The organism is Saliphagus sp. LR7, assembly GCF_003344565.1.
Taxonomy (GTDB): Archaea; Halobacteriota; Halobacteria; order Halobacteriales; family Natrialbaceae; genus Saliphagus; species Saliphagus infecundisoli.
In genome coordinates this window covers 257,785-281,740 of the sequence record NZ_QPND01000003.1, presented here as the reverse complement: position 1 = coordinate 281,740, position 23,956 = coordinate 257,785, and the positions used below count along the sequence as shown (strand labels likewise).

The window sequence follows — 23,956 nt, the reverse complement described above, 5'->3', positions numbered from 1 at the left end:
CCTCTTACCCCATAGAACGGTCGGTCGTGAAAAAACGGTAGGCGGTGCGTTCGACCGGCCGGCATCGGTGACATGCCGTGGGTCGCCGAACGGGCGGCCCGGGGCCGGGCCGGCTACTGGTCTCTGGCGTTGTACTCGATCGAGACGTCGGCGTCGCCGCGGACGCGACAGGCAGTGAGGTCGCCCTCGAACCAGTAGGCGTCGAGCCAGTTGGCGACGACGCCGCGTACGGCCCCGCCGTCGACGCTGTCCTCGTCGTCGATGGAGGCGCCGCGGTGGTCGGAGCGCTCGACCGTCCCGTCCACCCGGAAGGAGTACGCGGAGGGGGCGTCGGCGTCGGTGCCGTCGACGACGAGCGCGTGGGGAAGCAGGTCCCCGCCGGGGTCCTCGACTTCCTCGCCGTCGACCGAGACCGTGGCCTCGCCGTCGACGAAGGTGACGTCGGTGAGCGCGCCCGAGAACCGGAAACCGAGGCTCTCGTCGGTCACCGAGCCCTGAATGGTCGACCCCGAGACGATGGTCACGTCCTCGTTCTCCCCTTCCTGCTCGACCGTGCCGTCGATCGTCGCCTCGAAGCTCGCGGGCGTCCCCTGGCCCTCGATCTCCAGAGTCTTCGGGAGCTCCGTGCCGAAGTCGGCGGGATCGACCTCCTCGCCGTCGATCGAGACGGTCGCCGGCCCGTCGGCCGTGAGCTGTTCGATCTCTCCTTCGAAACGGAAGGCGTCGCGCCAGTTCGCGACGACGCCCTGGACGGCCCCGTCCTCGATGGCGTCCTCGTCGTCGATCGTCGCTCCCTCGTAGTTGGCCGCCTCGACCTCGCCGCTGGCGGCGAACTCGTATCGGGTGACGCTCTCTTCGCTTCCCTCGAAAAGGATCACGTGCTCGAGGCCGCCGGCTGCGTCCGCCGATTCCCCGTTCTCGGCCTCCGTGGACTCGGCGTCCTCGCTCCCGGAGCTGTCGGCCGGGTCGCCCTCGTCGCTCTCGACCGTCGAGGCGACCTCCGTGGTCTCCGTCGTGGCGCCCGCAAAGACCTCCTCGGGGCTGGTCGGCGTCCCCTCGGGGACGGAGGGATCGGGGTCGGTTCCGTTGTTCGACTCCTGAAGGTTTACCGTCCCGCGTTCCTGGAGGCCGCCGCTGTAGTTCGTCCCCTCCATGGAGACGGACGTCGTCTTGCCGTCACGACCGATGTCGAGCGCGTAGGGGTAGGGGCCGGCGACGAAGTCACAGTCGACGACCTCGACCGCGTCGCCGTGGGCCTCGGTCGGCCAGACCCACAGCGGCCGGCCGTTCCGGCCGGACTCGGTGTTGACGGCGGTGCAGTTCTCGACGGTGCCCCGGGCGATCCGGAAGCCCGAGACCCACGAGTCCTTCGCGTAGGAGTCCTTGTAGTGGATCGTCCCGCGTCCGCCGTTGGAGTTCGAGCCCGGCGCCGAGCCGTAGAAGGCGTTGTCGTGGGCGCCCTCGACGTAGACGTTCTCGACGTGGAGGTGGCCGTTGTGTGCGGGATCGACCCAGAGACCGAACTTGGGGTGGCGCTGACCGCCGACGCTCCCGTCGACGCCGTCGCCCAGATAGACGTTCTCGATCCGGGAGGTGCCGTTGCCGGTGTCGGCGACGCCCAGCGCGCGGTCCCGGTGGGAGAACTCGCCCTTCCAGGCGACGTTGCGGATCGTCCAGTCACTGCTCGTCGCCGCGATCGTCGCCGCCGATCCGGGCGCGGTCTGGTCGAAGAGGACGTTCTCGAACGTCTCGCCGTCCTCGAGCCGGATGACCCGACGCTCGCCCTGGTCCAAGGTGATCGTCTCGTAGTCGGCCGCGGCCGCCGTCGTCGCCAGCGCGCTCCCGGCGAGGCCGGCCGTCGCGGCGCCGGTGAGCTTCAGGTACGAGCGTCGTCCGAGGACGCCCTCGGGGGTGGTTCCATCGCTATCGCTCTCTTCCTCGTCCGCAGGTTCGCGTGCCATTGCGTCCGGGTAACACCACGTTACCCGCATAAATCTTTCCTTAGTACGACGATTAAAATTTATAGATAGTAACTAATATCTGATCGACTTCACACAGGATCTTATACGTTCCATCATGAACGTTTATACGATCGAGCGAGCCGATTTCGTTCCGAAAGCGGTCGTTGACCGGACTTCGAGCCGGAGCGCCGCGAGAAAAAGGGAATTACTGCTCTAGTCGTCGCCGACGGCCTCGCCGGGGCTGGTGGGGACGGCGTCGGGAACGACCGCCTCGGCGCCGGTCTCGACGCCGGAGCCGAGGTCGACGCTTTCCTCCCCGTTGATCCCGCCGTGGTAGCCCTCGTCGTAGGCGGTGTCGGTGACCGAGACCGACGAGGCGCTGCCGTTCGCGCCCGCGCGGATCGCGTAGTGGTTGTCGCCGGTCTCGAGCTGGCAGTTCTTGACCTCGCAGGGACCCGGCGCCCAGACCCAGACACCGCGGCCGTCGTACCCCTCGTCGTCGAGGCGGACGCTCGAGTTCGTCACCGTACTTCCCGCCGAGCCGATCCGGTAGTGGGCGACCCGGCAGTTTGCCGCGAAACAGCGGTCGATGTGGACCGTCCCGCCGCCTTTCCCGCCGGGCGCGGAGGCGTAGATCGCGTTGTCCGGGAACCGCTGGACGTTGACCCCCTGGATGTCGAGCTTGCCGGAGTGATCGGGCGCGACCCAGATCGCGGTTTCGGCCGTGTCTCCGCCGGCGTTGGTGCTCCCGTCGCCCAGATAGACGTTCTCGAGCCGGGAGCTGCCGCCGCCGGTGTCGGCGATCCCGAAGACTGCGCCGGGCGCGCCGACATCGAGTTCGCCCTCGACCGCGACGTTGCGGATCGTCCAGTCGGTGCCCATCGCGCTTACCGTGACGCGTGCGCCCTCGGCGGTGCAGTCGATCACCCGGTTCTCGAAGGTCTCACCGTCGCCGACCTTGATGGTCCGGTCCTCGCCGGGGTCGATGACGATCCGTTCGGCGTCCGCGCCGTCGGCGGCCGCGGCCGTCCCGACGGCGCCGGTGGTCGCCGCCGCGACCGCGGCCAGCGAACGCACGTACGAACGCCGCGTTAATCCGTCGTTTCGGCTCTCGGTAATCGTCTGCTTTCGTGGCATGCATCCGGGAAACACCGGGTTACCCGCATAAATTTTTCCTTATTACGGACTCTAAGTTTTACTGACTTTGGTTCGTTAGGAACTGTGGGCCGGGTATCGTTTCTCCGGACGCGACCGAAGGAAAGACCGACAGCGATCCCGGAGAGTCGTCCGACGAAGAACGGAACGAGCCGATTACCGGCGTCAATCGGCAATTATCGCGGGTCGAGAGCGGGCGCGACGGGCCAACGGCCGTGTGAACGGGGAGTACACGAGGCTCGGGTCACGACGAAGCGGGGTCAGCGATCCTCGACCGCGTACAGCGTGACCTCCCCGTTCGAGAGGAGTTCGTTCGCCGCGGGGTCGGTCGCGAGCTCCGCCAGCCCCTCCTCGCTGTGGTGGAGTTCGTCGTAGACCTCGTGTTCGCGGACGCGGTCGTACTCCGTGACGACGAGGTAGTAGCGGTCGGGCGGGTAGGCCTCGCCGTAGGCGCCGGCCTCGAACGGGTCGGGTTCGACGGTGCCCGCGATCGTCGCCCGGTAGCGCCGGTCCTGGTCGCGCTCGACGCCGTACAGCCCCTGGCCGTAGCGGGTGACGCCGAAGCCGTAACCCGCGTAGGCGATCTCCTCGCTTCCGTGTTCGAACGCCGAGTCGTAGCCGCTCACCTGTGCGTCCGTGACGTGTTGGGTCGGCGTGTAGATGAACGGGCTCGCGAACAGCGTCGCCAGAGCGAGGACGAGACAGGCGCCCAGCGCGGCCGCGGCGACGGCGGTCGCGCCCGGCGTGGTGACCAGCCCGGAGAGCCAGCCGACGCCGCGTGCGAGCGCGACGCCCGCCAGCACCGTGATCACGACGAAGATGAAGCCGACCTGGCGAAACGCCATCGTCGGCGTCCCCACGAAGTAGACCAGGAAGATCGCCCCCAGGGGGACGAGGGCGGCCCCGAAGTAGGTGACGAACGCCCGACTCTCGCTATCGATCCGGGTCCGGCCGAGCCAGGTCAGGAGAACGAACAGACCCACGACGCCGCCGATCAGGGCGCTCACGAGGAACAGCTTGACGAACAGCTCGCCCAGGCTCCCGCCGACCTCCGAAAGCGAGGAGCCCCGCTGGCCGACCTCCGAGCCCGCCCCGACGCCGGCGGTCGCAAGCCCGTAGAACAGCCCCGAGAGGGCGTCCCGGAATCGCTCGTTCGAGAGCGACCAGGCGACGAACAGCCCGCCCAGTGCGAGCGTGTGGGCGTAGGCGGTTCTATGTCCCGCGATCGCGGGGTTTCCCGAGCGCCGGCGGCAGACGAACTGGACGAGACAGATCGCCGCGAGAACGACGACGACGTTGACCATCTGCTGGGGGTGGACTAGGAGGAGCGCGACGCTCGAGGCCAGAAGCAACAGGCCGAACGGCGAGATCGCGAACGGGAGGGCCTCGAGGTCGGCTCGGCGGCGGCTGTAGGCGACGAACGCGAAGAAGACGGCGGGCACGAGAAAGAGGGCGTTCGAGTTGGTGTGGATGCCCATGTGGGTCGCGACGTTGTTGATCGGGAGGACGAGCCAGGCGGCGATCGCGGCGAACCCGACCGCCGCCCCGTCGCCAGTCATGTCCCGGACGACAAGGGGAACGAAGACGACGAACGGGACGAAGAGGGCGACGACGACGAGCAAGAGCGCGCGCTCTACGGGGATTCCGCCGGCGAGGTGCAGCGCCGAGGCGATGCCGTGAACGCCGGGATAGAACAGCTCGTGGGGGTACATCGCGCCCTCGAGGAAGTCCCGCGTCCAGCCGAGGTGGGTGAGCGCGTCGCCCATCCCCGAAAAGCGGTAGTTCCTGACGGCGGGAAGGGCGACGATCGCGGTCACCGAGAGCCCTCCCAGCCCGATCCCGGCGGCCTGGTCGAGCCCGCGCGCGAGGAGGGCGATGGCGACCGCGACGGCCATCGCGACCCCCAGTCCGAGCCAGGTCGCCGTCGGCGTCCCGGCGTAGATCGAGGCCTCGTACCCCGTCGGCGGGGACCCCCTCGCGACCAGGAGCGCGGCCGCGACGGCGAAAAAGCCGACCCCGAGGACGCAGTTGACGACCGACCGTCTCATCCGATCTCCCTCCGCGGGCGAATGCCGTCCATCGAACGTTCGGTCCCCAACACTGCGGTTTGTTATCCGGCTCCTACCCCCCGGTTCCGACTCCGGGTCGCTCCATCACGCAACTCCGACGGGGTTCTCCGTCCTCCGGCCGACCGAACTCCCGTCGAGAACCGGAGCGGGTAGCGGACCCGTACCGCCGGTCGGGAATCGGTTTCGATTCCCCTACCCGATGGCCCCCGGGTGAACGGTCGACCGGGCTTTTGTGGCCAGCGCTGGCGGTTCCTCTCGCCGATGTCCCCATCCGCCCCGCAGATGTCCGGCCAGCGGACCGAGCCAGCCCCGGAGACGCCCCCGCCCGACCCCGCGGTCCGGATCGGCCGGATCGCAGCCGAGGGGACGACCCTCGAGTGCTCGGTGACCCCCTCCGCTTCGCTCCGGCGGTTTTTCACCGGCGAGCCGTTCCGCGCCGAGTACGACGTCCCCATCGAATCGGTCCCCGACGCGATCCTCGCGATCCCCGTCCTCGCCCAGGTCTGTCCGGTGGCGTGGGCCGCCGGCGCCGACGTCTACGTCGCGACGGTCGACCGGACGTTCGCGACGGCGCTGGGCGAGGTCGAGGCCACCCTTGCCTCGCTCTACCCCTTCATCGAGGGCGGCGACCTCTACGCCAGGGCGTTCGCCGAACCGACTCTCGAGGTCGGGAGGGGATCGACGGACACTGGCCTCCTTTTTACCGGCGGCGTCGACTCGACCTGTTCGTACGTCCGCCACCGCGAGGAAGAGCCGACCCTGATCAGCATCCGGGGTTGGACGGTGACGACGGATTCCAGCGACGACGAGACCTGGGACCGCCTGCGTTCGCGGGTGTCGGCCTTCGCCGACGAGCGGGGCCTCGAGACCGCCTTCGTCGAGTCGAACGCGCTCTCGATGCTCGACCATCCGATGTTGCTCGCACACTTCAAACGCTACGTCGACGGCGGCTGGTACAGCTCCGTCGGCCACGGCCTCGGCCTGCTCGGGCTCTGTGCCCCGCTGGCGGCCGCCCGCGGGCTCTCCGAGCTCTACGTCGCGGCCACCCACTGGGAGGGAGTCGACCTCGAGTGGGGCTCCCGGCCCGACATCGACGACCGGGTCCGGTGGACCGGCACCCGCTCGCACCACGACGCCTACGAACTCACCCGTCAGGAGCGCATCGACCGCATCGCCGACTACGTCCGGACCGAAGCCCCGGAGCTCCCGCTCCAGACCTGCAACGTCCGGATCGAGGACAACTGCGGCCGCTGCGAGAAGTGTTACCGAACTGCCGTCGGCCTCCGGCTGTCGGGACTCGACCCGACCGACCACGGCTACCCGCGGGAGGCCCTCGACTACGACGCGATCCAGCGCGGTCTCGAGAACGGCGACTGGATCCTGGGCGAGGACGAACGCTACATGTGGGCCGACATCCGCGATCGGGTCCACGAGACCGATCCGCAGTCGCCCGCGGAACGGGCCTTCTTCGAGTGGCTCCTCGAGGCGGAACTCGACGGCCTCGTCGACGAGTCGGGATCCCCGCTCTCCCACCGCGCGCTCCGTGCGGGCGCGCGAAACACCCCGACGGTCGTCTACACCCGGATCTACCCCGTCTGGGACGCCGCGAAGGGGGTTTACCGGCGGTTCGCGTAGGTCGCGTTCCGGGCTCTCGGAGCGCTCGAGGACCCCGCCGCGGTGCTGGCACGCGAGGGCGAGACGTCGGTCCGGTCGGGAGCGTCGGCGGCTACGGCGCGGTTCTTAGGGCCCGTCTAACGCGACCGGTACGGCCCCGTTCCCGAACTCGCCTGGTCCGTTTCTGCCGGGCGAACGCGACGCGGGACTCGATCTCGATCGGCTTCCGTCACCGGATACGAGGGTCGGTGGCGGGTGACGGTCCCCCGGGTAGTGACGTTCTTCCTTGAGCGGATCGGGGGCTCCGGAAACATCGTATTACCGTTAGTCATTCGCGTATGTCTCCCCTCCCGAGTAGTGTTGATTTCCTCACGTTCCAGGGCCTGATTAGCAATATACGGCCGGACCGGTGTCGGAGTCGCGTTATGCGATCCACACCTGACCCTTCGGAGAGCAGCACCGACGACCCCGAGAGCGGATCCGACCGGTCTACGAGTACCGGACCGGAACGAACCCCCGTCTCGCGGCGAACCTTCCTCGGACGTGCGGCCATCGGCGGCCTCGCGGCGGCCGGACTCCCCGCGGTGGTGTCGAGGACCGCGGCGGCGGTTCCTCGAGCCGACGAGTACGGAACGGTCATCGACATGGTCGAGGAGGGAGCCGACGATACGGGCACCGAGTCGATCACGCCCGTCCTCGAGTCGGTCCGGGGCGACGACACGCTGCTTTACTTCCCGCCCGGGCGCTACTACATGGACAGCCAGTTCCGGTATACCGGGTTCGAGAACGTCGGCGTCGTCGGCGAGGACGCGACGCTCGTCCCGGCGACCTACTACGAGTTCGACGGTCCCCAGTACCGGCTCTTCCGGCTCGGCACCTCGAGTACCCCGGGCCGTCGGATCAGGTTCGAGGGGTTCGAGGTCGACCAGACCGCCCCCGAGACGGGGATCCGGGTCGTCGAGGCCTACGCCGTCGACCGCCTCGACATCGTCGACGTCCGCGTCCGTGGCGTCCACGACAGCGGCACGTTCGGGCCGTTCCTGGCGAACGTACTCGGTTCCGACGGGACCGGCCTCGTCGAGAACGTCCGCGCTCCCGACGGCGGCGCCTGGATCGACGAGACGCCACACACCGAACCCGGCGGGCTACGCGAGACCCGCGGACCGGACGGAATGCTCGCGAACCAGACGGAAGGAACTCTCCGATTCAAGGATTGCGTGATCGGCGGCTTCCCGAACCACGGGCTGTACGCGTCCACCAGCCCGGGTCGGATCGTCGTCGAGGGCGGCCACTACAGCAACAGCAACCCGGTCTCGCTCCGGATCGGCGGGACCGACAGCGAAGTCCGGTCCGTGACCGTCGAGGTCGACGAGACCCGTCCCCAGGACGTCTCCCAGCGGGGGATCCAGGTCGGCAACGGGAACGTCACGATCCGGGACGCGACGGTTCGTATCACCTCCCCGATGCCCAACAGCCACGCGATCGCGGTCCTCAACAGCTCTTCGGGCACGCGGATCGAGGGAACGCGCGTCGAGATCAGCGGCGACCGGCCCAACAGCGGGATCGTCATCTCGCCGGATGCCGGCCGGACGACGATCGCCGACACCGAGATCCTCCACGACGTTCCCCGAGGATATCCGCTGTGGGCTCGCGGCTCCGGGGGCGACCCGCTCACCTGCTCGCACGTCCGGGTCACCGAGGAGACCGTCATCGACGGCTCGAACGACGGCGTCTACTGCGTCGAGGACGGCGAATCGATCCCGTCCGATCCCCCGGAGTCGGATTCGAGCGAGGAGGAACCGACCGAACCGGATTCGAGCGACGAGAGCGGGCAGCCCAGTGACACGGACGACGATGTCTGTCCGACCGACCTCTGAGCACGTCCGGTCCGACCCGCACTCGCTTCGATACCCCTCGCCGACCATCTTCGAGGCACCCGTCCCGTCGGTATCCTTTTCCGGAAACCCGGAAAGATCCGACCATGGTCTGGGCGTTTCACACCGACGAACCCGAGTTCTGTCCGCAGTGTGGCGACTCCCTCGAGACGCAATCGACCGAGGACGGGCCACGACCCCACTGTGCGACCTGTCGGACGACGGCCTATCACAACTCGGGGGTGATGGCCCGAACGGCCGTCGTCGACACCGACCGGGTCCTCCTCATCGAGCGCGGCGCCGCGGGGGACGTCGGCGCATGGGCGACTCCCGGCGGCTACATCGACGCCGGCGAACCCCCGCGCGAGGCCGCCATCCGCGAACTCGAGGAGGAAACCGGGTTCGAAGCCGCCCCCGAAGCGTTGACGCCGGTGAACGTCGGCTTCCTCGAGTTCGACGGCGGCGAGAGCGACGTCGCGGTCAACTACGCGGTTCTCCGCTCGGAGACCGCCGGAACCGTCGAGGCGGGAAGCGACGCGGCAGAGGCCCGCTGGTGGACGCGCGACGCGCTCCGGGCCGATCTTCCCGCGGAGAAGAACAACCTCCGTGCGATCGGGATGGAGACCCTTCTCGATCTGCTGGACGACCGGTCGTGACCGTCGCTCGTCCCCCAGGTGTTCGAGCGGTCCCGATAGCTTCGGGAAGGGGAAGACGAGAGCGGATTCGACGAGTTACTCGTACCGAAGCGCCTCGATCGGGTCCGTTCGAGCGGCCCGCCACGCCGGATACAACCCGGACCCGATCCCGACGACGATCCCGACGGCGACGGCGAGAACGACGTACTCGAGGGGATAGACGACGGGGAGATCGATGTACTGGGCCCCGAGATAGCCGACGACGAGTCCGAGAACCGTCCCCAGAACGGCCCCGATGAGGCCCAGGACGACCGCCTCGAGCAGGAACAAGCCGAGGACGTCCCGTTTCTGTGCCCCGACGGCCTTCATGATGCCGATCTCGCGGGTTCGTTCTGTCACCGAGACGAGCATGATGTTCGCGATGCCGATCGAGGCGACGACCAGCGAGATGGCGGCGATCCCGACGATGAAGCTCTGGAAGATCTCGAGGACGTCCTGGAGCTGCTGGAGCAGTTCCGTGCTCGTCTCCAGGGAAACCGCGAGATCCTCGCCCAGGAACTCGCCGGCGTCGGAGTCGTCGCTTTCGAAGTAGGCTTCGGCCGCGGATCGAGCGTCGTCGACGGCGCCGTCGTCGGCGGAGGGTGCTTCGATCACGATCGCGGCGAACCGAAGCCCGCCGTCACCGGTGTCCTGGCCCTCCGTTCCGACCTGTTCGGCGTAGAAGGGGTCCGTGGGAACGTACACCCGCGGCGAGTTCTCGAACCCCTCGAAGGGGCTCAGTCCCTCGGAGCTGTCGGTGATGCCGACCACCTCGACGTCGGTTTGGCCTCCCCCGAGGAGCGTTATCGTGAGTTCGTCGCCGACGCTGACGTTCTCCTCGAACTGGCTCGCGGCGGCCGGGTTGAGCACCGCCTCGCGTGCCCCCGTCTCGAACTGGCGTCCGTCGGCGAGCGTGCTCTCGCGAACGTACGACGGCCCGGTCGCGATGACGCCGTCGCCCTGGGGGAGCCGCTGGTCGCCGGACGCGATCGAGCGGGTCCCCACCGGGGCGTAGCCGTAGGCGGCGTCGACCTCCTCGAGGTCGGCGACGGCCGCCAGATCGCTATCGCTGAAGATCGGCTGGGCGCCGGCTCCCGGTCCGCCCTCGACGTCGGGGTCCGCGGCCCAGCCGTAGAGGCTGCGCTGGTCGTCCGGGCTGATGTCCCCGATGATCCCCGCCTGGAGGCTCGCCCCGAGCGTGACGAATGTGATCACTGCTGCGATGCCGATGACGATGCCCACGATGGTCAGGGCCGAGCGGAGCTTGTGTCCGGTGATCGCACGCCAGGACAGCCGCAGGCTCTCGCGGACCATCATGGCGCCGCCCCCGAACTTCGATCCCGGTCCCCGTCGGTCGAATCGGATGCGTCGAGCCGTTCGATGCGCTCGATGGCGCCGTCGAGGAGGTGGACGATCCGGTCGGCTCGTTCCGCGACGTGGCGCTCGTGGGTGACCACGACGAGGGTCGTGCCGGCCTCGTGGAACTCGGAGAAGAGATCGAGCACCTCGGCTTCGGTCTCGGTATCGAGGTTGCCCGACGGTTCGTCGGCGAGCACGATGGCGGGGTCGTTCACCAGCGCTCGAGCCAGCGCGACCCGCTGGCGTTGCCCGCCCGAGAGCTCGTTCGGGAAGTGTTCCGTCCGGTCTGCGAGCCCGACCCGCTCGAGCAGGGTTCGCGCCCGGTCCGTGCGTTCTCCCCGTGGTACGTCCTGAAACAGCTGGGGCAGGCGAACGTTCTCCAGGGCGGTCAGCCGGGGCATGAGGTTGAACGTCTGGAAGACGAACCCGATCTCGCTCCCCCGGAGACGGGTGCGTTCCCGGTCCGAGAGCCCGCCGGCGTCCCGTCCGTCGATGCTCACCCGTCCCGACGTCGGGGTGTCGAGACAGCCGACGAGGTTCATCAGCGTCGACTTCCCGGAGCCGCTGGGCCCCATGATGGCGGTGTACGAACCACGGGGAATCTCGAGGCTGACCCCGTCCAGGGCGTAGACCGGTTCGCCCCGGTAGTAGGTCATGGAGACGTCGGTCAGGGAAACCGCCGACTGCGTTCCCGGCATGGCGTTCCTACCACACCACGGACGAAAAGCCTTCGTTGCGGGCTTTCGGGACCGATGAGACCCACCCCATCGGAGCGAGCGTGGTGTGGTGAGGGCGGTTAGCCCGCGGGACCGGTCTCTCGGTAGCCCGTGGATCGGGAGCCCGCGGGAATCAGCTATCGGTTGCTTCTTTGCCCGGAGCCGATATCGACAGGCATGAGGGTTCCCCATCCCCGCCGCCCCCCGAGCTTTCGACTCGCCGACACGGCCCAGCAGGTCGTCGGCGGGTTCCTGCTCGCCGGGCCGTTCGTCGTCACCGAGGAGGTCTGGGTGCTCGCGGCGAGCATGAGTTCGTTGCAGGGGGCCGCGACGGTCGGTATCGTGTTCGCCATCGGCTACGCCACGCTGTACACCGCTGATTCGCGCCGTGACCCGACCGTCGAACGGGAGGTCAGCGGCGTGCCGCTCAGGTTCGTCTCGCTCATGGGCGTCTCCTTTGGCTCGGTGATCATCCTCGCGCTGCTGTTCGACGCCCCCTGGACGTTCCTCGATCCGGCGGAGACCGGCGAGAGCGTACTGGCGACGTCGGCCAAGGCGGTGAGCGTGGGCTCCGTCTTCAGCGTCGTCGGCGCGGCGACCGCCGACAGCGTCTTCTCGAAGTGAACTCCGACGGGGTAGCTATATCCGCCCCGCGGACCTACGTCGGGTATGGCAGACGAACCCGTCACGAGCGATGCGCCCGACAGCCCGTTCCGGACGACCGGCACCGACCACGTCACCATCTGGGGATCGAACGCCGAGGACACGATCGCGTTCTATCGGGACCTCCTGGGGATGCCCCTGGTGCTCCGCCAGCCCAACCTGGACGACCCCTCCCAGACCCACCTCTTCTTCGACACCGGCGACGGCCGGATCATCACCTTCTTCGTGAGCGACGATCGGCCCTCGAACCAGGGGCCCCAGCGCGGCGGCGTCGGCGCGGTCCACCACCTCGCCTTCTCGTTTGCCCCCGAGGACTTTCGCACGGTAATGGAGGCCTTAGAGGAGGCCGGCCACGGCTACAACGTCTTCGACCGCGGGATCTTCCAGTCGCTGTACACCCAGGACAACAACGGCCTCGTGATCGAACTCTCGACCGACAAGTTCGCCATCCCCGACGACCGCCGCGGGGAGGTGCTCGCGACCACCCAGCGCATCCGCGAGGACGCCGGTGCCGACTACGCGAAGGACGAGCACCTGGAGGCCGCCCTCGAGGAGCTCGGGATCGAGGCCGAACCCGCGGACTTTCCCGACGCCGCAAGCGGGGTCGGCGGCGTCGACTGATACTGCTGGCTGTAACTACGTGAAGGTTCTCGGCATCCCGTATCGCTCAGAACCTTCACGAACGTATAGTCGGTAGTGTGGGACGACGCCCGGCACTTGCCGGCAGGATGAAGTTCCCCCGTCTCCACTCGCCCGTATGAGCGGAACGATCGTCGAGGTGGGGCTCGCACTCGAGGACCTCTCTCTCGAACACACGTTGACGGCGATCGAGGGGCTCGAGTGCGAGGTCGAACGGCTGGTCGCCGACGACGAGGCCCGCGTGATGCCGTTTCTCTGGGTCGAGGCGCCGGATCTGGAGGGGCTCGACGAGGTCTTCGAGGAGGACGATACCGTAGACGAGGTCTCCCTCGTCACCGACCTCGGCACCGAGCGCCTCTACCGGATGGAGTGGGTCGCCCGGATCGACGCCCTCGTCCGGATTCTGGTCGAGGAGAACGGGACCGTCCTCTCGGCACGCGCCGACGCCGAGGGGTGGAGCCTCAGGCTGCTCTTTCCGACGCGGGAGGCCGTCTCGCGGACCCACAGCTACTGCCGGGAGAAGGAGATCGGACTCGAGATCCGGACGATCTACAGCCTCGACGACGGCCGCCAGGGCCGGTTCGACCTCACCGACGGCCAGCAGGACGTGCTGGTGGCGGCCTACGAGCGGGGGTACTACGAGATCCCGCGGGACGCCGATCTCGAGGACCTCGCCGCCGAGTTCGACATCTCCCACCAGGCGCTGTCCGAACGCCTCCGGCGGGCCCACCGGAGCCTCGTCGAGAACACCGTCATCATCGGCGAGGAGGCCCACGGGCCCTGAACCGTCGCCGGAGGTGTTTCACCGACGGCACCCGTTCCGCGTTCCTCACTCCTTGGAACCGTGAGACGGTGGGCAGAACCCCCTTATCGGCGTTTTCGAGGGGGGTCGAATATAGGCTCTTCGCTGGCAAGCACGGTGGCTACTCGTGTCACTCCGGTGAATAGGAGTGGAGAGACCAACGATGTTCCATCACAGCGACGAACTGCAGTACGACGTCACCGTCGAGGAACCGGACCCCGAGTTCGCGAAGCTGCTCCAGCAGGCCATCGGCGGCGCCGAAGGCGAGATGCGCGTCGCCCTCCAGTACATGTTCCAGGCGTTCGCCGTCCCCGCGGACAAAGGGGAGTACCGGACGATGCTGATGGAGACCGCGGCCGAGGAGCTGGGCCACATCGAGATGCTCGCGACCGCCGTCTCGAAGAACCTCCAGGGTGCCCCCGAGGCGGACCGCGAGCGCGCACGCGAGGACCCCGTCATCGCGGCGATGATGGACAGTGGCCAGCCCAGACAGGCCCTCTCGGCGGGACTCCACGCGATGCCCGTCGACAGCAACGGCGTCCCCTTCGACGGCAACTGCGTCGTCGCGAGCGGGAACCTGGCGGCCGACATGCAGGCGAACGTGATGGCCGAATCCACCGGACGGCTGCTCGCCTCGCGGCTCTGGGAGATGACCGACGACCCCGGGATGAAGGACATGCTTTCCTACCTGATCGCCCGCGACACCATGCACCAGAACCAGTGGCGGGTCGTCCTCGAGGAGGCCTTCGAGGACCACATGCCGATCCCCGGAAGCTTCCCCCAGGAGGAGGAAAACCAGGAGTTCAACTACGCGTTCATGTCCACCCACCGTGACGACCGCGAGGACCCCGAGATGCCCTGGACCCAGGGCGAGTCCCCCGACGGCAAGGGCGAGTTCTCCTTTACCGACCAGCCCGGCGGCGGCACGGCCGACCTCGAGGCGGTCATCGAGGAGATGCACAACGAGGTGAACTAGACTCGTCCACTCGTCGCGGACGTGCTCGCGGCGAGAGGAGGCCGCGCGGATCTTGAACTAGGTCCGACAACCGTTCGCTTTGCTCGCGGAACCTCGGTCCCTCAAATCCGCGCTCGACACGTACTTGCCGTTCGCGGAGTTGCCTGCGGCGAGTACGTGGGACCGCGCGGATATTGAACCACGGTCGCAGCAGGCTGGTCCCTGATTCAAATCCGCGGGTCGTGACTGATTCGCTCCTCACGTTCGTTCGTCGCAGAATCAGTGGGACCGCGCGGATTTGAACCGCGGTCACGGGCACCCAAGGCCCGAAGTATACCAGACTAACCCACGGTCCCGTACACGGGGTTCGCGCGTCGGTAGGTAAAGCGTTTCGCTCCGGCCGGGAAACCCGAACGCATTTGGCCGCCTCGTCGCTATCTCGGATATGGTTACCGGCCTCGAGATCGGCCTGTTGGTGCTCGTTCTCGCCTTCTTTCTCGGTGCGGCAACGATCATCCGGGCGGTCAAACCGTTCATCGTCAACGCGGTCGTCGGACTCCTGACGATCCTCGTCGCCCAGGCCGTGTTCGGCGTCTCGGTCGCGGTGACGCCGGTCGCGCTCGTCGTCGTCGCCCTCGGCGGGTTCCCCGGCGCCGTCCTCGTACTCCTGCTCTCGGCGTTCGGGGTCGCGTTCGTTCCCTGAGCCGACCTACTCGTACTCCTCGCGGAGTTCGATGTCGGCGACGAGGTCGTAGGGGTGGGATCCCTTCCGGATGCCGTCGAGCAGGACGAAGCTCTCCGAGGGCGAGAGGAAGTGTTCGGTCACGACCCGGCCCAACGGCGTCGGCTTGAGCCCCTCGATGAACCCGTACTCGATGAGCTTTCCGAGGGCGTGTTTGGTCGGCACGGAGCCGAGCATCCGGTCGTTGAGCCGTTTCGTGGCCTTCCCCCCGACCGTGACGTTCGCCAGGGTCTCCTCGATGGCGGCGGCCTCGTCGTAGTGGGTCATCACCGACTCCATCTCCCCCTTGAGGAGTTTGAAGGCGACCTCGTCCTCGGTCATCTCCATCGAGTTGTGATACGAGCAGTCGGGTTCGACGAGGACGTACACCTTGCCCTCGTCGTGATAGTCCGGGCGACCGGCTCGCCCGAGCATCTGGTGGAACTCCTGGACCGAGAGCCACTCGATGCCCATCGCCAGCGAGTCGAAGACCACCTGCGAGGCCGGGAAGTCGACTCCCGCCGCCAGCGCCGCGGTCGTGACGACCGCCGCGAGTTCCTGGTCGCCGAACTTCCGCTCGACGGTCTTGCGGCGCTTGTAGTCCAGCCCGGCGTGGTACGGCGCCGCGTCATACTCGAGCTTCCGGCTGATCTCGTGACAGCGCCGCCGCGAGTTGGTAAAGATAATCGTTTGTCCGCGATACCCCTTCGAGGACTCGGTGTCGAACTCGCGTCTGACGAGTTTGTTCTCGACGCGCACCTTCTCCTGGCCGTCGGCGAAGGTGACGTGGCGCTCGATGGGGACCGGGCGTTCCTCGAACTCGATGAGGGTGGCCTCCAGAGCTCCAGCAAGTTGCTTCGGGTTGCCGACGGTCGCCGAGAGGGAGATCCACTGGGCACCGCCGTAGCCCTCGGCGCGCGCCGCCCGCTGCTCGCAGTAGTACTTCAGCCGCGAGATGAGTCCGTCGAGGCGATGGCCCCGTTCGTCCTCCTTTAGGGTGTGGACCTCGTCGATGACGACGGTCCCGACGTCGCCCAGGTCCTTGCCCGTCCGCAGGGCGTGGTCGATCCCCTCGTAGGTGCCCACGATGACGTCTGCGCCGGGGTCGAACCGGTTGCCGTCGTCGTTGATCCGGGAGGCGCCGACCCGGAGGGTGACGTCCACGAGGTGGCCGTACTCGTCCTCGAAGTCCTCGTAGGTCTGGTTGGCCAGCGCGACCAGGGGCACGAGAAAGAGCAGCTTTCCGTCGCCCCGCAGGACGCGGTCGATCCCCGCGAGTTCCCCGACGAGGGTCTTCCCGGTCGCGGTTGCGCTCACGACCAGCTGGTCTTCTCCCTCGAACAGGCCGTTCTCGACCGCGAGGCTCTGGACCGGAAGCAGGGTATCGAACCGCCCCTCCAGAAGCTTCTGGAGTTCGGGCTCGAGATCGAGCGACTCGACGCCGACGGGATCGACGTCCTCGGTCGTCGCACTGATGGTATCGAACTTCGTGAGATCGGGGTCGAGGTCGCCCTGGAGGAGGTTGACGATCCGCTCTAGGTCCTGGACCTCGTCCATCAGCTCCTCCAGTCGATCCTTCGCCGCACTCGTCACGTTGCCCGCATACGAGAGCTCTCGCTCCAACTCCCGTCTCGCACAGTCCCGACAGATCCAGTCGTCGTCGTCCCTGATCGCCGTCTCGGTCGTCACCGGCGAATACTTTCCCTCGCTCGCACAGTACCGACAGGTCCGGACGGCCGTCGCCTCGAGCTGGTAGCCCGTAAACATCTCCTGGAGGTCCGTCCGCGCCTCGGGCGGGGTCTGCTCGGAAATCCGGATCCGGTCGGCTCGCCGGGCGATCTCGACGAACTCGTCGGGCTGGCGGGGCTCCTCGCTCGACCCGTCCTTGAGCCGGAACTTCGTCGGGCGCGGACCCGCGGAGGTCTCCGAGAGCCCGAGCTTCGCCCGGAACAGCCGCTTTCCGTCACGGATGGCGACGACGAGGTAGTCGCCACCGATCCAGTGACAGAACAGGGTCTCGACGCGCTGGACCTGCTTCGACACGCCCGTTCCTATGATCCGGCGGTATTTCAGCGGTTCGGACTCTCCACGTCCCGTTCCAACGGATCACACGCGAGACGGGCAGCCGCGACGTCTCGGCCGCCGGTCGATCCCGGCCGACTCACTCGACCAGCTCGATCTCGTCGTTACCGTTTGGCACCGCACAGAGGAACGCGCCCTGCTCGTCGCCCTCGTTTCGGTACCAGTGGACGGCCCCGGCGGGGATCAGGAGCGAGTCGCCCGCGCTCACCTCGTGTTCGTCGCCCTCGATCCCGACGACGTACTCGCCGTCGAGGACGTACTGTTCGTGTTCGACCTCGTTCGTGTGTTTCGGGACCTCGGCGCCCGCCTCGAGCGTGAAGCGCCGGAGCGCGAACGTCGGTGCGCCGTCCGTTTCGTCCACGAGCACGCCCTTCCGGAGCCCGGCGGCGGCATCGACGCCCTCGTACTCGATCTCGCTCTCTCGGCGGACGACCGGCTCGGGATCGGTCATATCACCCCTCGGGGGGCGATCGACGAAACCCTTCGGGATCGTCGGTCACTCGACGTCGAACCCGTCCTCGAGGCGGTGGACGAGGATCGAGATGAAGTAGACCGCCATGAACAGCCCGAAGCCGGCGACGAAGCCGACGATCTCGGTTCCGCGGAGGCTCTCGGGGTTGGTGACGGCAAAGGTTCCGAGTCCGAGGACGAACAGCGCCGTGATGAAGCCGCCGACGGCGACGTAGAAGGCGGTGTCGGACTCGAGGTAGCCCCGCATGGAGGGGGGTTCGGACGGGGAACGCAAAACGGTATCGACGCTCGGTCCGCTACGACCCGCGATTCTCCCTGGAGGAGCCCCAGGCCCAGACGCCGAGGGCGGCGGCGGCCGCCGCGAGGACGCCGAAGGCGATCCACTGGCCGGTTTCGCTGTCGGCGATCGGCGCGAGCACGTCGACCAGTCCGGTCGCCTGCATGAGTCCGAGCGTGAAGACCACCACCAGGAGAATCGAGAACACCCCGATCCGGATCGAGTTCTGGACCATCCAGGCGCTCTCCTCGGCGGCCTGCTCCCGGCTCTCGGTCGTCGTCTCCGTCGGATCATCACGGGAATCGGACATGTGTCCGCCTACGGACGAGCCGGGGGAAACGGTGTCTCTTGCACACACAAGGTCGCTTACGTCCACCGGTTCGGTCGTCGGACACTGTCTACCTACTCGGCAAGCGCGAGCCGCTCGCCCCGCTCGACGCTCCGGCGGGCGGTCTCGACGATCCGCTGGGCCTCCCGGCAGAAGGCGGGGTCGGCCGGCCCCTGTGGCTCCGAATCGGTTTCGAGGCAGTGGACGAGATAGGTCGCGAGGGTCTCGTATCGCGCCTCGAGGGGCGCGGGCTCGACCGCATACCCCTCCGGGCGCTCCTCGGTGGTGACCCGGATCGGAACCCCGCGCTCGCGCGTACTGATCGCGCCCTCGCTGCCGACGAGTTCGTAGCCCTTCGCCGGCTGGGGCTGGATCTCCCAGGGGTTCGTGAGCAGCCGCCAGGTCGTCTGGAGCGTCGAGAGTCCCTCCTCGTACCGGCAGCTCGTCGAGCTCTGGACGTCGACCGCGAGGTCCTCGGGGACGTAGGCGTCGGCATAGACCGCTTTCGGCAGTTCGCCGCCCCGGAACCACGTCGAGAACGTCGCGCCGTAGCCGAGGTAGTCCGCCATCGACCCCCCGCCGGCGTCGGGATCGTAGAACCAGCTTCCCTCGGGTGGGGCGCCGGCGTTCCCGCCGTAGTACTGGACCTCGATGATCTCGCCGATCGTCCCCTCCTCGACGAGCCGTTTGACCTCGTGTTTCACCGGGTCCCAGGCGACGGGCCAGTTGACCACGAAGAGGTCGTCGGCCATCGCCTCGAGCATTCGGTCTGCATCCTCCAGACTGTGCGCGAGGGGCTTCTCGATCGCGACCCCGACGTCGTAAGCGGCGACCCGTTCGACGAACTCGGCGTGTAAGGAGTTTCGTGGACAGCCGACCACGACGTCGGGCGCGCTCGCCTCGAGACAGCGATCGAGGTCGTCGTAGACCCGATCGTCGGGGAGGTCGAGGTCGGAAACCGCCCGCTCGAAAGATCCCGTCGAGGTTTCCGGTTCCTCGTCGCAGAGAGCGACGACCTCGCAGTCGGGGTGGTCGGCGAGCCACTCGAGATTCGTGTTCATGTGCATCTGGTCGAAGTTCGCGCCGACGAATCGCCAGGTCATGGGCGGAGCCTGGCGCCGGCGGGCCATCAACGTTCGGCTCGACGGCTCCCGCCGGACGCGGACGGCCCTGCCGCCTGGCCAACCGTTTTCCCCGCGCCGGGGTTACGGCAGGTGATGACAGATCGGACCTTCGATATCGGCGACCGTACCGTCGACCGCCTGGGATTCGGCGCGATGCGACTCACCGGCGAAGACATCATCGGCGCGCCCGACGACGAGGACGCGGCCCGCGAGGTCGTCGAGCACGCCGTCGAGGCCGGCGTCGACCTGATCGACACGGCCGACTCCTACGGCCCCGGCGTCAGCGAGCGTCTGATCGGCGAGGCCATCGGCGACGACGAGGACGTCCTCGTCGCCACCAAGGCCGGATTGCTCCGAAATCGTGAGGGCGACTGGCTCCCCCACGGCGACCCCGATTACATCCGCAACCAGGTGCTGTGCTCGCTTGACCGGCTCCGGACCGACACGATCGACCTCTACCAGTTCCACCGACCCGACCCCGACACCGACTTCGAGGAGTCGGTGACCACCTTTGGGGAACTCAAAGACGAGGGGCTCGTAAGCGAGGTGGGGCTCTCGAACGTCAGCGTCGAACAGTTGGAGACCGCCCGCGACCACGTCGAGGTCGCGACCGTCCAGAACCGGTACAACGTCGGCGACCGCGAGGAATCCGACGTTCTGGAGGCTTGCGAGGAGTACGGCATCGGCTTCATCCCGTGGGCGCCGATCAACGGCGACGACATCGACGGAGTCGATGCCGTAGAGAAGGTCGCCGACGACCACGACGCGACGACCCGCCAGATCGCGCTCGCCTGGCTCCTCGAGCGCTCGGACGTGATCCTCCCGATCCCGGGGACCTCGAGCGTCGACCACCTCGAATCGAACCTCGAAGCCACCGAGATCTCGCTGTCGGACGAGGAGGTCGAGCGGCTCACGGACGCGGGCTCGAACTGAGACGCCGGTTCGAGACGGCTACCACCGGGTCAGCGCCTGCGCGCCGTGAAAGTGGATCAGGACGAGGAGGAACGTCCCGACGCCGGCCAGCGCGAACGCGCCGCCGACGTAGAACACCGAGGCCATGCTGACCTCGACCATGAGCCAGCCGCCGAGCAGCGGCGCGATCACGCTCCCCGGGCGCCAGACGAGTTCGCGGATGCCGAAGCTCGAGGCGACGCCGCCCTCCGACGTCCCCTCGTCAGCGAACAGCGCCATGCTTGCGGGCTCGCGGAAGCTGTCGGCGACTCCCAGTAACCCGGAGAGCGCGACCAGCGGGAGGAAGGCAGCGGAGAGATCGCCGAACAGCGGGTAGGAGGCGGGGAGGCCGAGTTCGGCGCCGACCGCTGGTGCAAAGGGTACGGCGAGGGCGACCAAGCCGTAGGCGCCCCCGCCAGCGAAGACGAACAGCGCGCGGCCGTAGCCGTCGGAGAGCCGTCCCGTGAACGGCTGGCACAGCATGTTCGTGAACTTCTCCGCGGTGACCGTCAGTGCGACCGCGAGCCCGCTAGTGGTGTAGCCGAGCCCACCCTGGGCGGCGGTCACGCCGGCGAAGATCGGGACCCAGTTGCGAACAAGCGTAACCGAGAAGGCGTACTGAAAGCGGAAGGTCGAGAGCGTGAGAATCCTCCGGTTCAAGGCGAGTCCCGTGAACGGAAAGCCCTCGATCCGGGTCTCGTCTTCCTCCAGGTATCCCAGACAGGCCAGCCAGGCGACGACGACGATCGCGACGATGATCCCAAATATCGGCCCGAAGCCGAAGGCGCCGTACATCCCTCCTGCGCCCAGACTGCCGAAGATCGATGCCGAGAAGCTCGCGGCGTTGGCCTTCCCGATGTAGTTCGCGCGGGTGCCCCTCTCGGCGATCTGACCCACGAGCGAGAGCGTCATCAGTCCCGCGCCGGTGACGGCGACCCCCTGGAGGGCACGGATCAGGATCAGCGAGGCACTCGAGTCCACGAGCGGGAAGAGGCCGTAGACGACCGCGCCGAGGCCGACGACGGCGAGCAGGACGGTCCGCTTGTCGAAGCGGTCGCCGGCCCACGCCAGCGGGACCACGGCGACCGTCTGGGCGATGGTGAACCCGGTCGTGTACATCCCGATGATCAGCCCCGCGCTGATCGAGACTCCGAGCACCGTGGTCCCCGAGGGGTCGAGTTCGTTGATGTAGTACGGCAATAGCGTGACGAGGGCGATGAAGCCGAAGCCCTCGGCGAAGCGGGTGAGATACAGCGCCCAGAACTGGGCCCGGTCGTCGTTCACGCGGAGTCCTGTCGCGGTCGGTTCAAAGAGGCTTTCGAATCGACCTGCGGGGGACCTCGTCGTACTGCCGGCGTTCGAGCAATCCCGTCGGTCAGTTCCCGGAGACGGTCGAGAGCGTGTTCGCGGCGATCCCGAGCGACGACTCGCGAGAACCACAACGGATCATCGGGGAACCCGACTCCGAGAGCACCGCGATCGGGTGAGCCTTCTCGGATCTCGGCCGTTGCTTCGAGGAGTCGGAATCGAACGTATAAGCGAACAGCGCCCGAACGCGGGGTATGCGAATCGCCGTCTTCGGTTCGACCGGCCGTACGGGACGCCCGTTCTGCGAGCAGGCGATCGAGCGCGGACACGAGGTCGTCGCCCACGCCCGTTCCCCCGGGAAGCTTCGCTTCGAGCACGATCGGTTGACCGTCGTCGAAGGGGACGCCTACACCGGCGAGGGCGTCGCCGAGGCAGTGCGGGGCGCGGACGCGGTCGCGAGCGTCCTCGGCCAAGGGGAGGGCTCGCCCGACGACCTGCTCGCGGTCGCCGGCGACCACATCGTCGAGGCGATGGCCGAGGAGGGCGTCACCCGCCTGGTGACCCTCGTCGGGGCCGGCGTCCGCGAGGAGGGAGAATCGATCTCGCTGGGCGGACGGGTGATGGGCGTGCTGTTGAAGCTCCTCGCCCGCAACGCCCTCGAGGACGCCGCCGAACACGCCCGCCGGGTCCGAGCGACGGATCTCGAGTGGACGATCCTTCGGGTGCCCCGACTCGGCGAGGGCGACCCCGACGGCGACTACCGGATCGGCGACCCGAAACTCGGCTTCGAGGCGGTAGACCGAGCCGACGTCGCCAGGTGTCTGCTTGACCGGCTCGAGGCGGACGATTACGTCCGTGAGATGCCGAAAGTCGCCCCGGCACGAGGCGAGTAGTTCGTCGGGGACGGCGAAACGAGTCGTCTCTCCCGGTTCCGGCGAGTCGATCAGTCGCCGGCTTCTGCCCCCCGGCGTACCTTCTCGGCGAACTTCTCTCTGACCTTCTCCACTTTCGGCTGGGCGTGCATCGAGCAGTAGGCGTCGGTGGGGTTCTTATCGAAGTAGTCCTGATGTTTCTCTTCGGCGCGATAGAACGTCTCGAGGTGCTCAACGTCGGTGACGACTTCATCGTCGTAGCCGCCCTCTTCTTCGAGGGCTTCGACGTACGAGTTGGCGAGCTCGAGCTGGCGGTCGTCGTGGGCGAGGATTATCGAGCGGTACTGGCTGCCGACGTCGGGGCCCTGGCGGTTCAGCTGGGTCGGATCGTGAACGGTGAAAAAGACCTCGAGTAGCTCCTCGTAGCTGATCGCGTCGGGATCGTACTCGATCTGGATGACCTCGGCGTGACCTGTGTTGCCGGCACAGACCTCGCGGTAGGTGGGGTCGTCGGTGTGGCCGCCGGCGTACCCCGACGTGACGCTCTCGACGCCCTCGATCTCCTCGAACGCCGCCTCGGTACACCAGAAACAGCCGCCGCCGAACGTCGCTCGTTCCATGGCATCCGATACGGTCCGTTCGCGGAAAGACCTATCGCCCCGCCTATCGGTCGCCGGTCGCCTCCGCCTCGAGCCGTTCTAGGAAGTCCTCGACGAACGCCCGGCGCTGCTCGGCTACCTCCCGGCCGCGGTCGGTGTACATCCGCTCGGGGAGCGCGAGGATCTTCTTCCGAAGGTGGTTCGTCCCCGTCTCGCCTGCCGGGGAGTCGTCGGCCTCGACGGGGCGGTCGGGGTCGTGGATCGGCGTTCCCGTCTCGCCGCCGTAGGCGAAGACGCGGGCGATCCCGATCGCGCCGAGGGCATCGAGGTTGTCGGCGTCCGAGAGCAGCCGCGCTTCCACGGTCTCGGGTTCGACGTCGTTCGAGTAGCGGTGAGCGCGGATCGCGTGGGCGACGGCCTCGGTGCGCTCCGCGTCGAATCCCTCGCGCTCGCCGAGAACGTCCCGTGTTTCGCTCGCGCCCCATGCTGCGTGATCCTCGATCTCTCCCGCGTCCTCCCGGCCCCGTCCGATGTCGTGGAGGAGAACAGCGGCGTGGAGGACCCGTTCGTCGATCTTCCGGCCGTCGGCCTCCCGCCCCGCCGCGAGCCGATCCGCGAGGGCCTTGACGCGCTCGACGTGGTGCCAGTCGTGGGCCGGTCCGGGGTCGTACTCCGCGAAGTAACTCCGCGCGGTCTCGCGGAGTCCGTCGGCCTCGGAGCTCATATTGCGGGATCGACCGTC

At 67.8% G+C, this 23,956-nt stretch carries 23 protein-coding genes and 1 tRNA gene; 10 read left to right on the top strand and 14 right to left on the bottom strand.

Annotation, left to right across the window (positions count from 1 at the left end):
• Positions 1-113 precede the first annotated feature (113 nt).
• The 3 genes from DVH23_RS06260 to DVH23_RS06250 all read right to left on the bottom strand — a co-directional run bounded on the left by DVH23_RS06260 (position 114) and on the right by DVH23_RS06250 (position 5,164).
• Positions 114-1,961, bottom strand: a complete 1,848-nt coding sequence (locus tag DVH23_RS06260; RefSeq protein WP_114576577.1) for a hypothetical protein — start codon at positions 1,959-1,961, stop codon at positions 114-116.
• A gap of 213 nt (positions 1,962-2,174) precedes the next feature.
• A complete protein-coding gene (locus DVH23_RS06255; RefSeq protein ID WP_114576576.1) occupies positions 2,175-3,098 on the bottom strand; it encodes a hypothetical protein in 924 nt (307 codons plus the stop codon).
• A 278-nt stretch (positions 3,099-3,376) separates the two neighbouring features.
• Complete coding sequence (locus tag DVH23_RS06250) at positions 3,377-5,164, bottom strand: DUF6541 family protein (protein ID WP_114576575.1); 1,788 nt, start codon at positions 5,162-5,164, stop codon at positions 3,377-3,379.
• A gap of 303 nt (positions 5,165-5,467) precedes the next feature.
• Between DVH23_RS06250 and DVH23_RS06245 the strand changes: the two genes are divergently transcribed.
• The 3 genes from DVH23_RS06245 (at position 5,468) to DVH23_RS06235 (ending at position 9,329) form a co-directional block, all read left to right on the top strand.
• The gene (locus tag DVH23_RS06245) at positions 5,468-6,820 is read left to right on the top strand and encodes a hypothetical protein (protein ID WP_114576574.1); all 1,353 of its coding nucleotides are present in this window, start codon (positions 5,468-5,470) and stop codon (positions 6,818-6,820) included.
• A gap of 404 nt (positions 6,821-7,224) precedes the next feature.
• Positions 7,225-8,676 (top strand): right-handed parallel beta-helix repeat-containing protein, encoded by a 1,452-nt coding sequence (locus DVH23_RS06240; protein WP_114576573.1) that lies wholly within the window; start codon positions 7,225-7,227, stop codon positions 8,674-8,676.
• Between the two features lie 104 nt (positions 8,677-8,780).
• Positions 8,781-9,329, top strand: coding sequence for an NUDIX domain-containing protein (locus DVH23_RS06235; RefSeq protein ID WP_114576572.1), 549 nt, complete (start codon positions 8,781-8,783; stop codon positions 9,327-9,329).
• 75 nt (positions 9,330-9,404) lie between these two features.
• Here DVH23_RS06235 and DVH23_RS06230 read toward each other — a convergent pair whose 3' ends face one another.
• Positions 9,405-10,664, bottom strand: a complete 1,260-nt coding sequence (locus DVH23_RS06230) for an ABC transporter permease (protein WP_114576571.1) — start codon at positions 10,662-10,664, stop codon at positions 9,405-9,407.
• Positions 10,661-11,404 carry an ABC transporter ATP-binding protein gene (locus tag DVH23_RS06225; protein ID WP_114576570.1) on the bottom strand — a complete coding sequence of 248 codons (744 nt, stop codon included), beginning with the start codon at positions 11,402-11,404 and terminating at the stop codon, positions 10,661-10,663. The genes DVH23_RS06230 and DVH23_RS06225 overlap by 4 nt, the downstream gene beginning before the upstream one ends.
• Before the next feature lie 195 nt (positions 11,405-11,599).
• On the opposite strand from DVH23_RS06225, the gene DVH23_RS06220 reads away from it, so the two are divergent.
• The 4 genes from DVH23_RS06220 to DVH23_RS06205 all read left to right on the top strand — a co-directional run bounded on the left by DVH23_RS06220 (position 11,600) and on the right by DVH23_RS06205 (position 14,502).
• Positions 11,600-12,046, top strand: coding sequence for a DUF2391 family protein (locus tag DVH23_RS06220; RefSeq protein ID WP_114576569.1), 447 nt, complete (start codon positions 11,600-11,602; stop codon positions 12,044-12,046).
• 45 nt (positions 12,047-12,091) lie between these two features.
• Positions 12,092-12,706 carry a VOC family protein gene (locus DVH23_RS06215; protein WP_114576568.1) on the top strand — a complete coding sequence of 205 codons (615 nt, stop codon included), beginning with the start codon at positions 12,092-12,094 and terminating at the stop codon, positions 12,704-12,706.
• Positions 12,707-12,842: 136 nt separating this feature from the next.
• Complete coding sequence (locus tag DVH23_RS06210) at positions 12,843-13,508, top strand: helix-turn-helix domain-containing protein (protein WP_114576567.1); 666 nt, start codon at positions 12,843-12,845, stop codon at positions 13,506-13,508.
• A gap of 181 nt (positions 13,509-13,689) precedes the next feature.
• Positions 13,690-14,502 carry a manganese catalase family protein gene (locus DVH23_RS06205; protein ID WP_114576566.1) on the top strand — a complete coding sequence of 271 codons (813 nt, stop codon included), beginning with the start codon at positions 13,690-13,692 and terminating at the stop codon, positions 14,500-14,502.
• Between the two features lie 262 nt (positions 14,503-14,764).
• Here DVH23_RS06205 and DVH23_RS06200 read toward each other — a convergent pair.
• Positions 14,765-14,837: transfer RNA gene (locus DVH23_RS06200), tRNA-Pro, on the bottom strand.
• Positions 14,838-14,926: 89 nt separating this feature from the next.
• On the opposite strand from DVH23_RS06200, the gene DVH23_RS06195 reads away from it, so the two are divergent.
• A complete protein-coding gene (locus DVH23_RS06195) occupies positions 14,927-15,184 on the top strand; it encodes a pro-sigmaK processing inhibitor BofA family protein (RefSeq protein WP_114576565.1) in 258 nt (85 codons plus the stop codon).
• A gap of 6 nt (positions 15,185-15,190) precedes the next feature.
• On the opposite strand, the gene DVH23_RS06190 is transcribed toward DVH23_RS06195, so the two are convergent.
• The 5 genes from DVH23_RS06190 to DVH23_RS06170 form a co-directional block, all read right to left on the bottom strand.
• Positions 15,191-17,245, bottom strand: coding sequence for a DEAD/DEAH box helicase (locus DVH23_RS06190; protein WP_114576564.1), 2,055 nt, complete (start codon positions 17,243-17,245; stop codon positions 15,191-15,193).
• 118 nt (positions 17,246-17,363) lie between these two features.
• A complete protein-coding gene (locus tag DVH23_RS06185; protein ID WP_114576563.1) occupies positions 17,364-17,735 on the bottom strand; it encodes a cupin domain-containing protein in 372 nt (123 codons plus the stop codon).
• Positions 17,736-17,780: 45 nt separating this feature from the next.
• Positions 17,781-18,002 carry a hypothetical protein gene (locus DVH23_RS06180; RefSeq protein ID WP_114576562.1) on the bottom strand — a complete coding sequence of 74 codons (222 nt, stop codon included), beginning with the start codon at positions 18,000-18,002 and terminating at the stop codon, positions 17,781-17,783.
• Between the two features lie 49 nt (positions 18,003-18,051).
• The gene (locus DVH23_RS06175; protein ID WP_114576561.1) at positions 18,052-18,342 is read right to left on the bottom strand and encodes a hypothetical protein; all 291 of its coding nucleotides are present in this window, start codon (positions 18,340-18,342) and stop codon (positions 18,052-18,054) included.
• Positions 18,343-18,434: 92 nt separating this feature from the next.
• The gene (locus DVH23_RS06170) at positions 18,435-19,463 is read right to left on the bottom strand and encodes a Gfo/Idh/MocA family protein (protein ID WP_114576560.1); all 1,029 of its coding nucleotides are present in this window, start codon (positions 19,461-19,463) and stop codon (positions 18,435-18,437) included.
• Positions 19,464-19,577: 114 nt separating this feature from the next.
• Here DVH23_RS06170 and DVH23_RS06165 point away from each other — a divergent pair, with 114 nt between their 5' ends.
• Positions 19,578-20,417, top strand: a complete 840-nt coding sequence (locus tag DVH23_RS06165) for an aldo/keto reductase (protein WP_114576559.1) — start codon at positions 19,578-19,580, stop codon at positions 20,415-20,417.
• An 18-nt stretch (positions 20,418-20,435) separates the two neighbouring features.
• Here DVH23_RS06165 and DVH23_RS06160 read toward each other — a convergent pair whose 3' ends face one another.
• Positions 20,436-21,719: an MFS transporter gene (locus DVH23_RS06160; protein WP_114576558.1), complete on the bottom strand. Its 1,284-nt coding sequence runs from the start codon at positions 21,717-21,719 to the stop codon at positions 20,436-20,438.
• Positions 21,720-21,997: 278 nt separating this feature from the next.
• On the opposite strand from DVH23_RS06160, the gene DVH23_RS06155 reads away from it, so the two are divergent.
• Complete coding sequence (locus DVH23_RS06155) at positions 21,998-22,636, top strand: NAD(P)-dependent oxidoreductase (protein WP_114576557.1); 639 nt, start codon at positions 21,998-22,000, stop codon at positions 22,634-22,636.
• Positions 22,637-22,686: 50 nt separating this feature from the next.
• On the opposite strand, the gene msrA is transcribed toward DVH23_RS06155, so the two are convergent.
• Both msrA and DVH23_RS06145 read right to left on the bottom strand, forming a co-directional pair.
• Positions 22,687-23,235: a peptide-methionine (S)-S-oxide reductase MsrA gene (gene msrA, locus DVH23_RS06150; RefSeq protein WP_114576556.1), complete on the bottom strand. Its 549-nt coding sequence runs from the start codon at positions 23,233-23,235 to the stop codon at positions 22,687-22,689.
• 43 nt (positions 23,236-23,278) lie between these two features.
• On the bottom strand, positions 23,279-23,938 hold the full coding sequence (locus DVH23_RS06145; protein WP_114576555.1) for an HD domain-containing protein: 660 nt from the start codon (positions 23,936-23,938) through the stop codon (positions 23,279-23,281).
• Positions 23,939-23,956 lie beyond the last annotated feature (18 nt).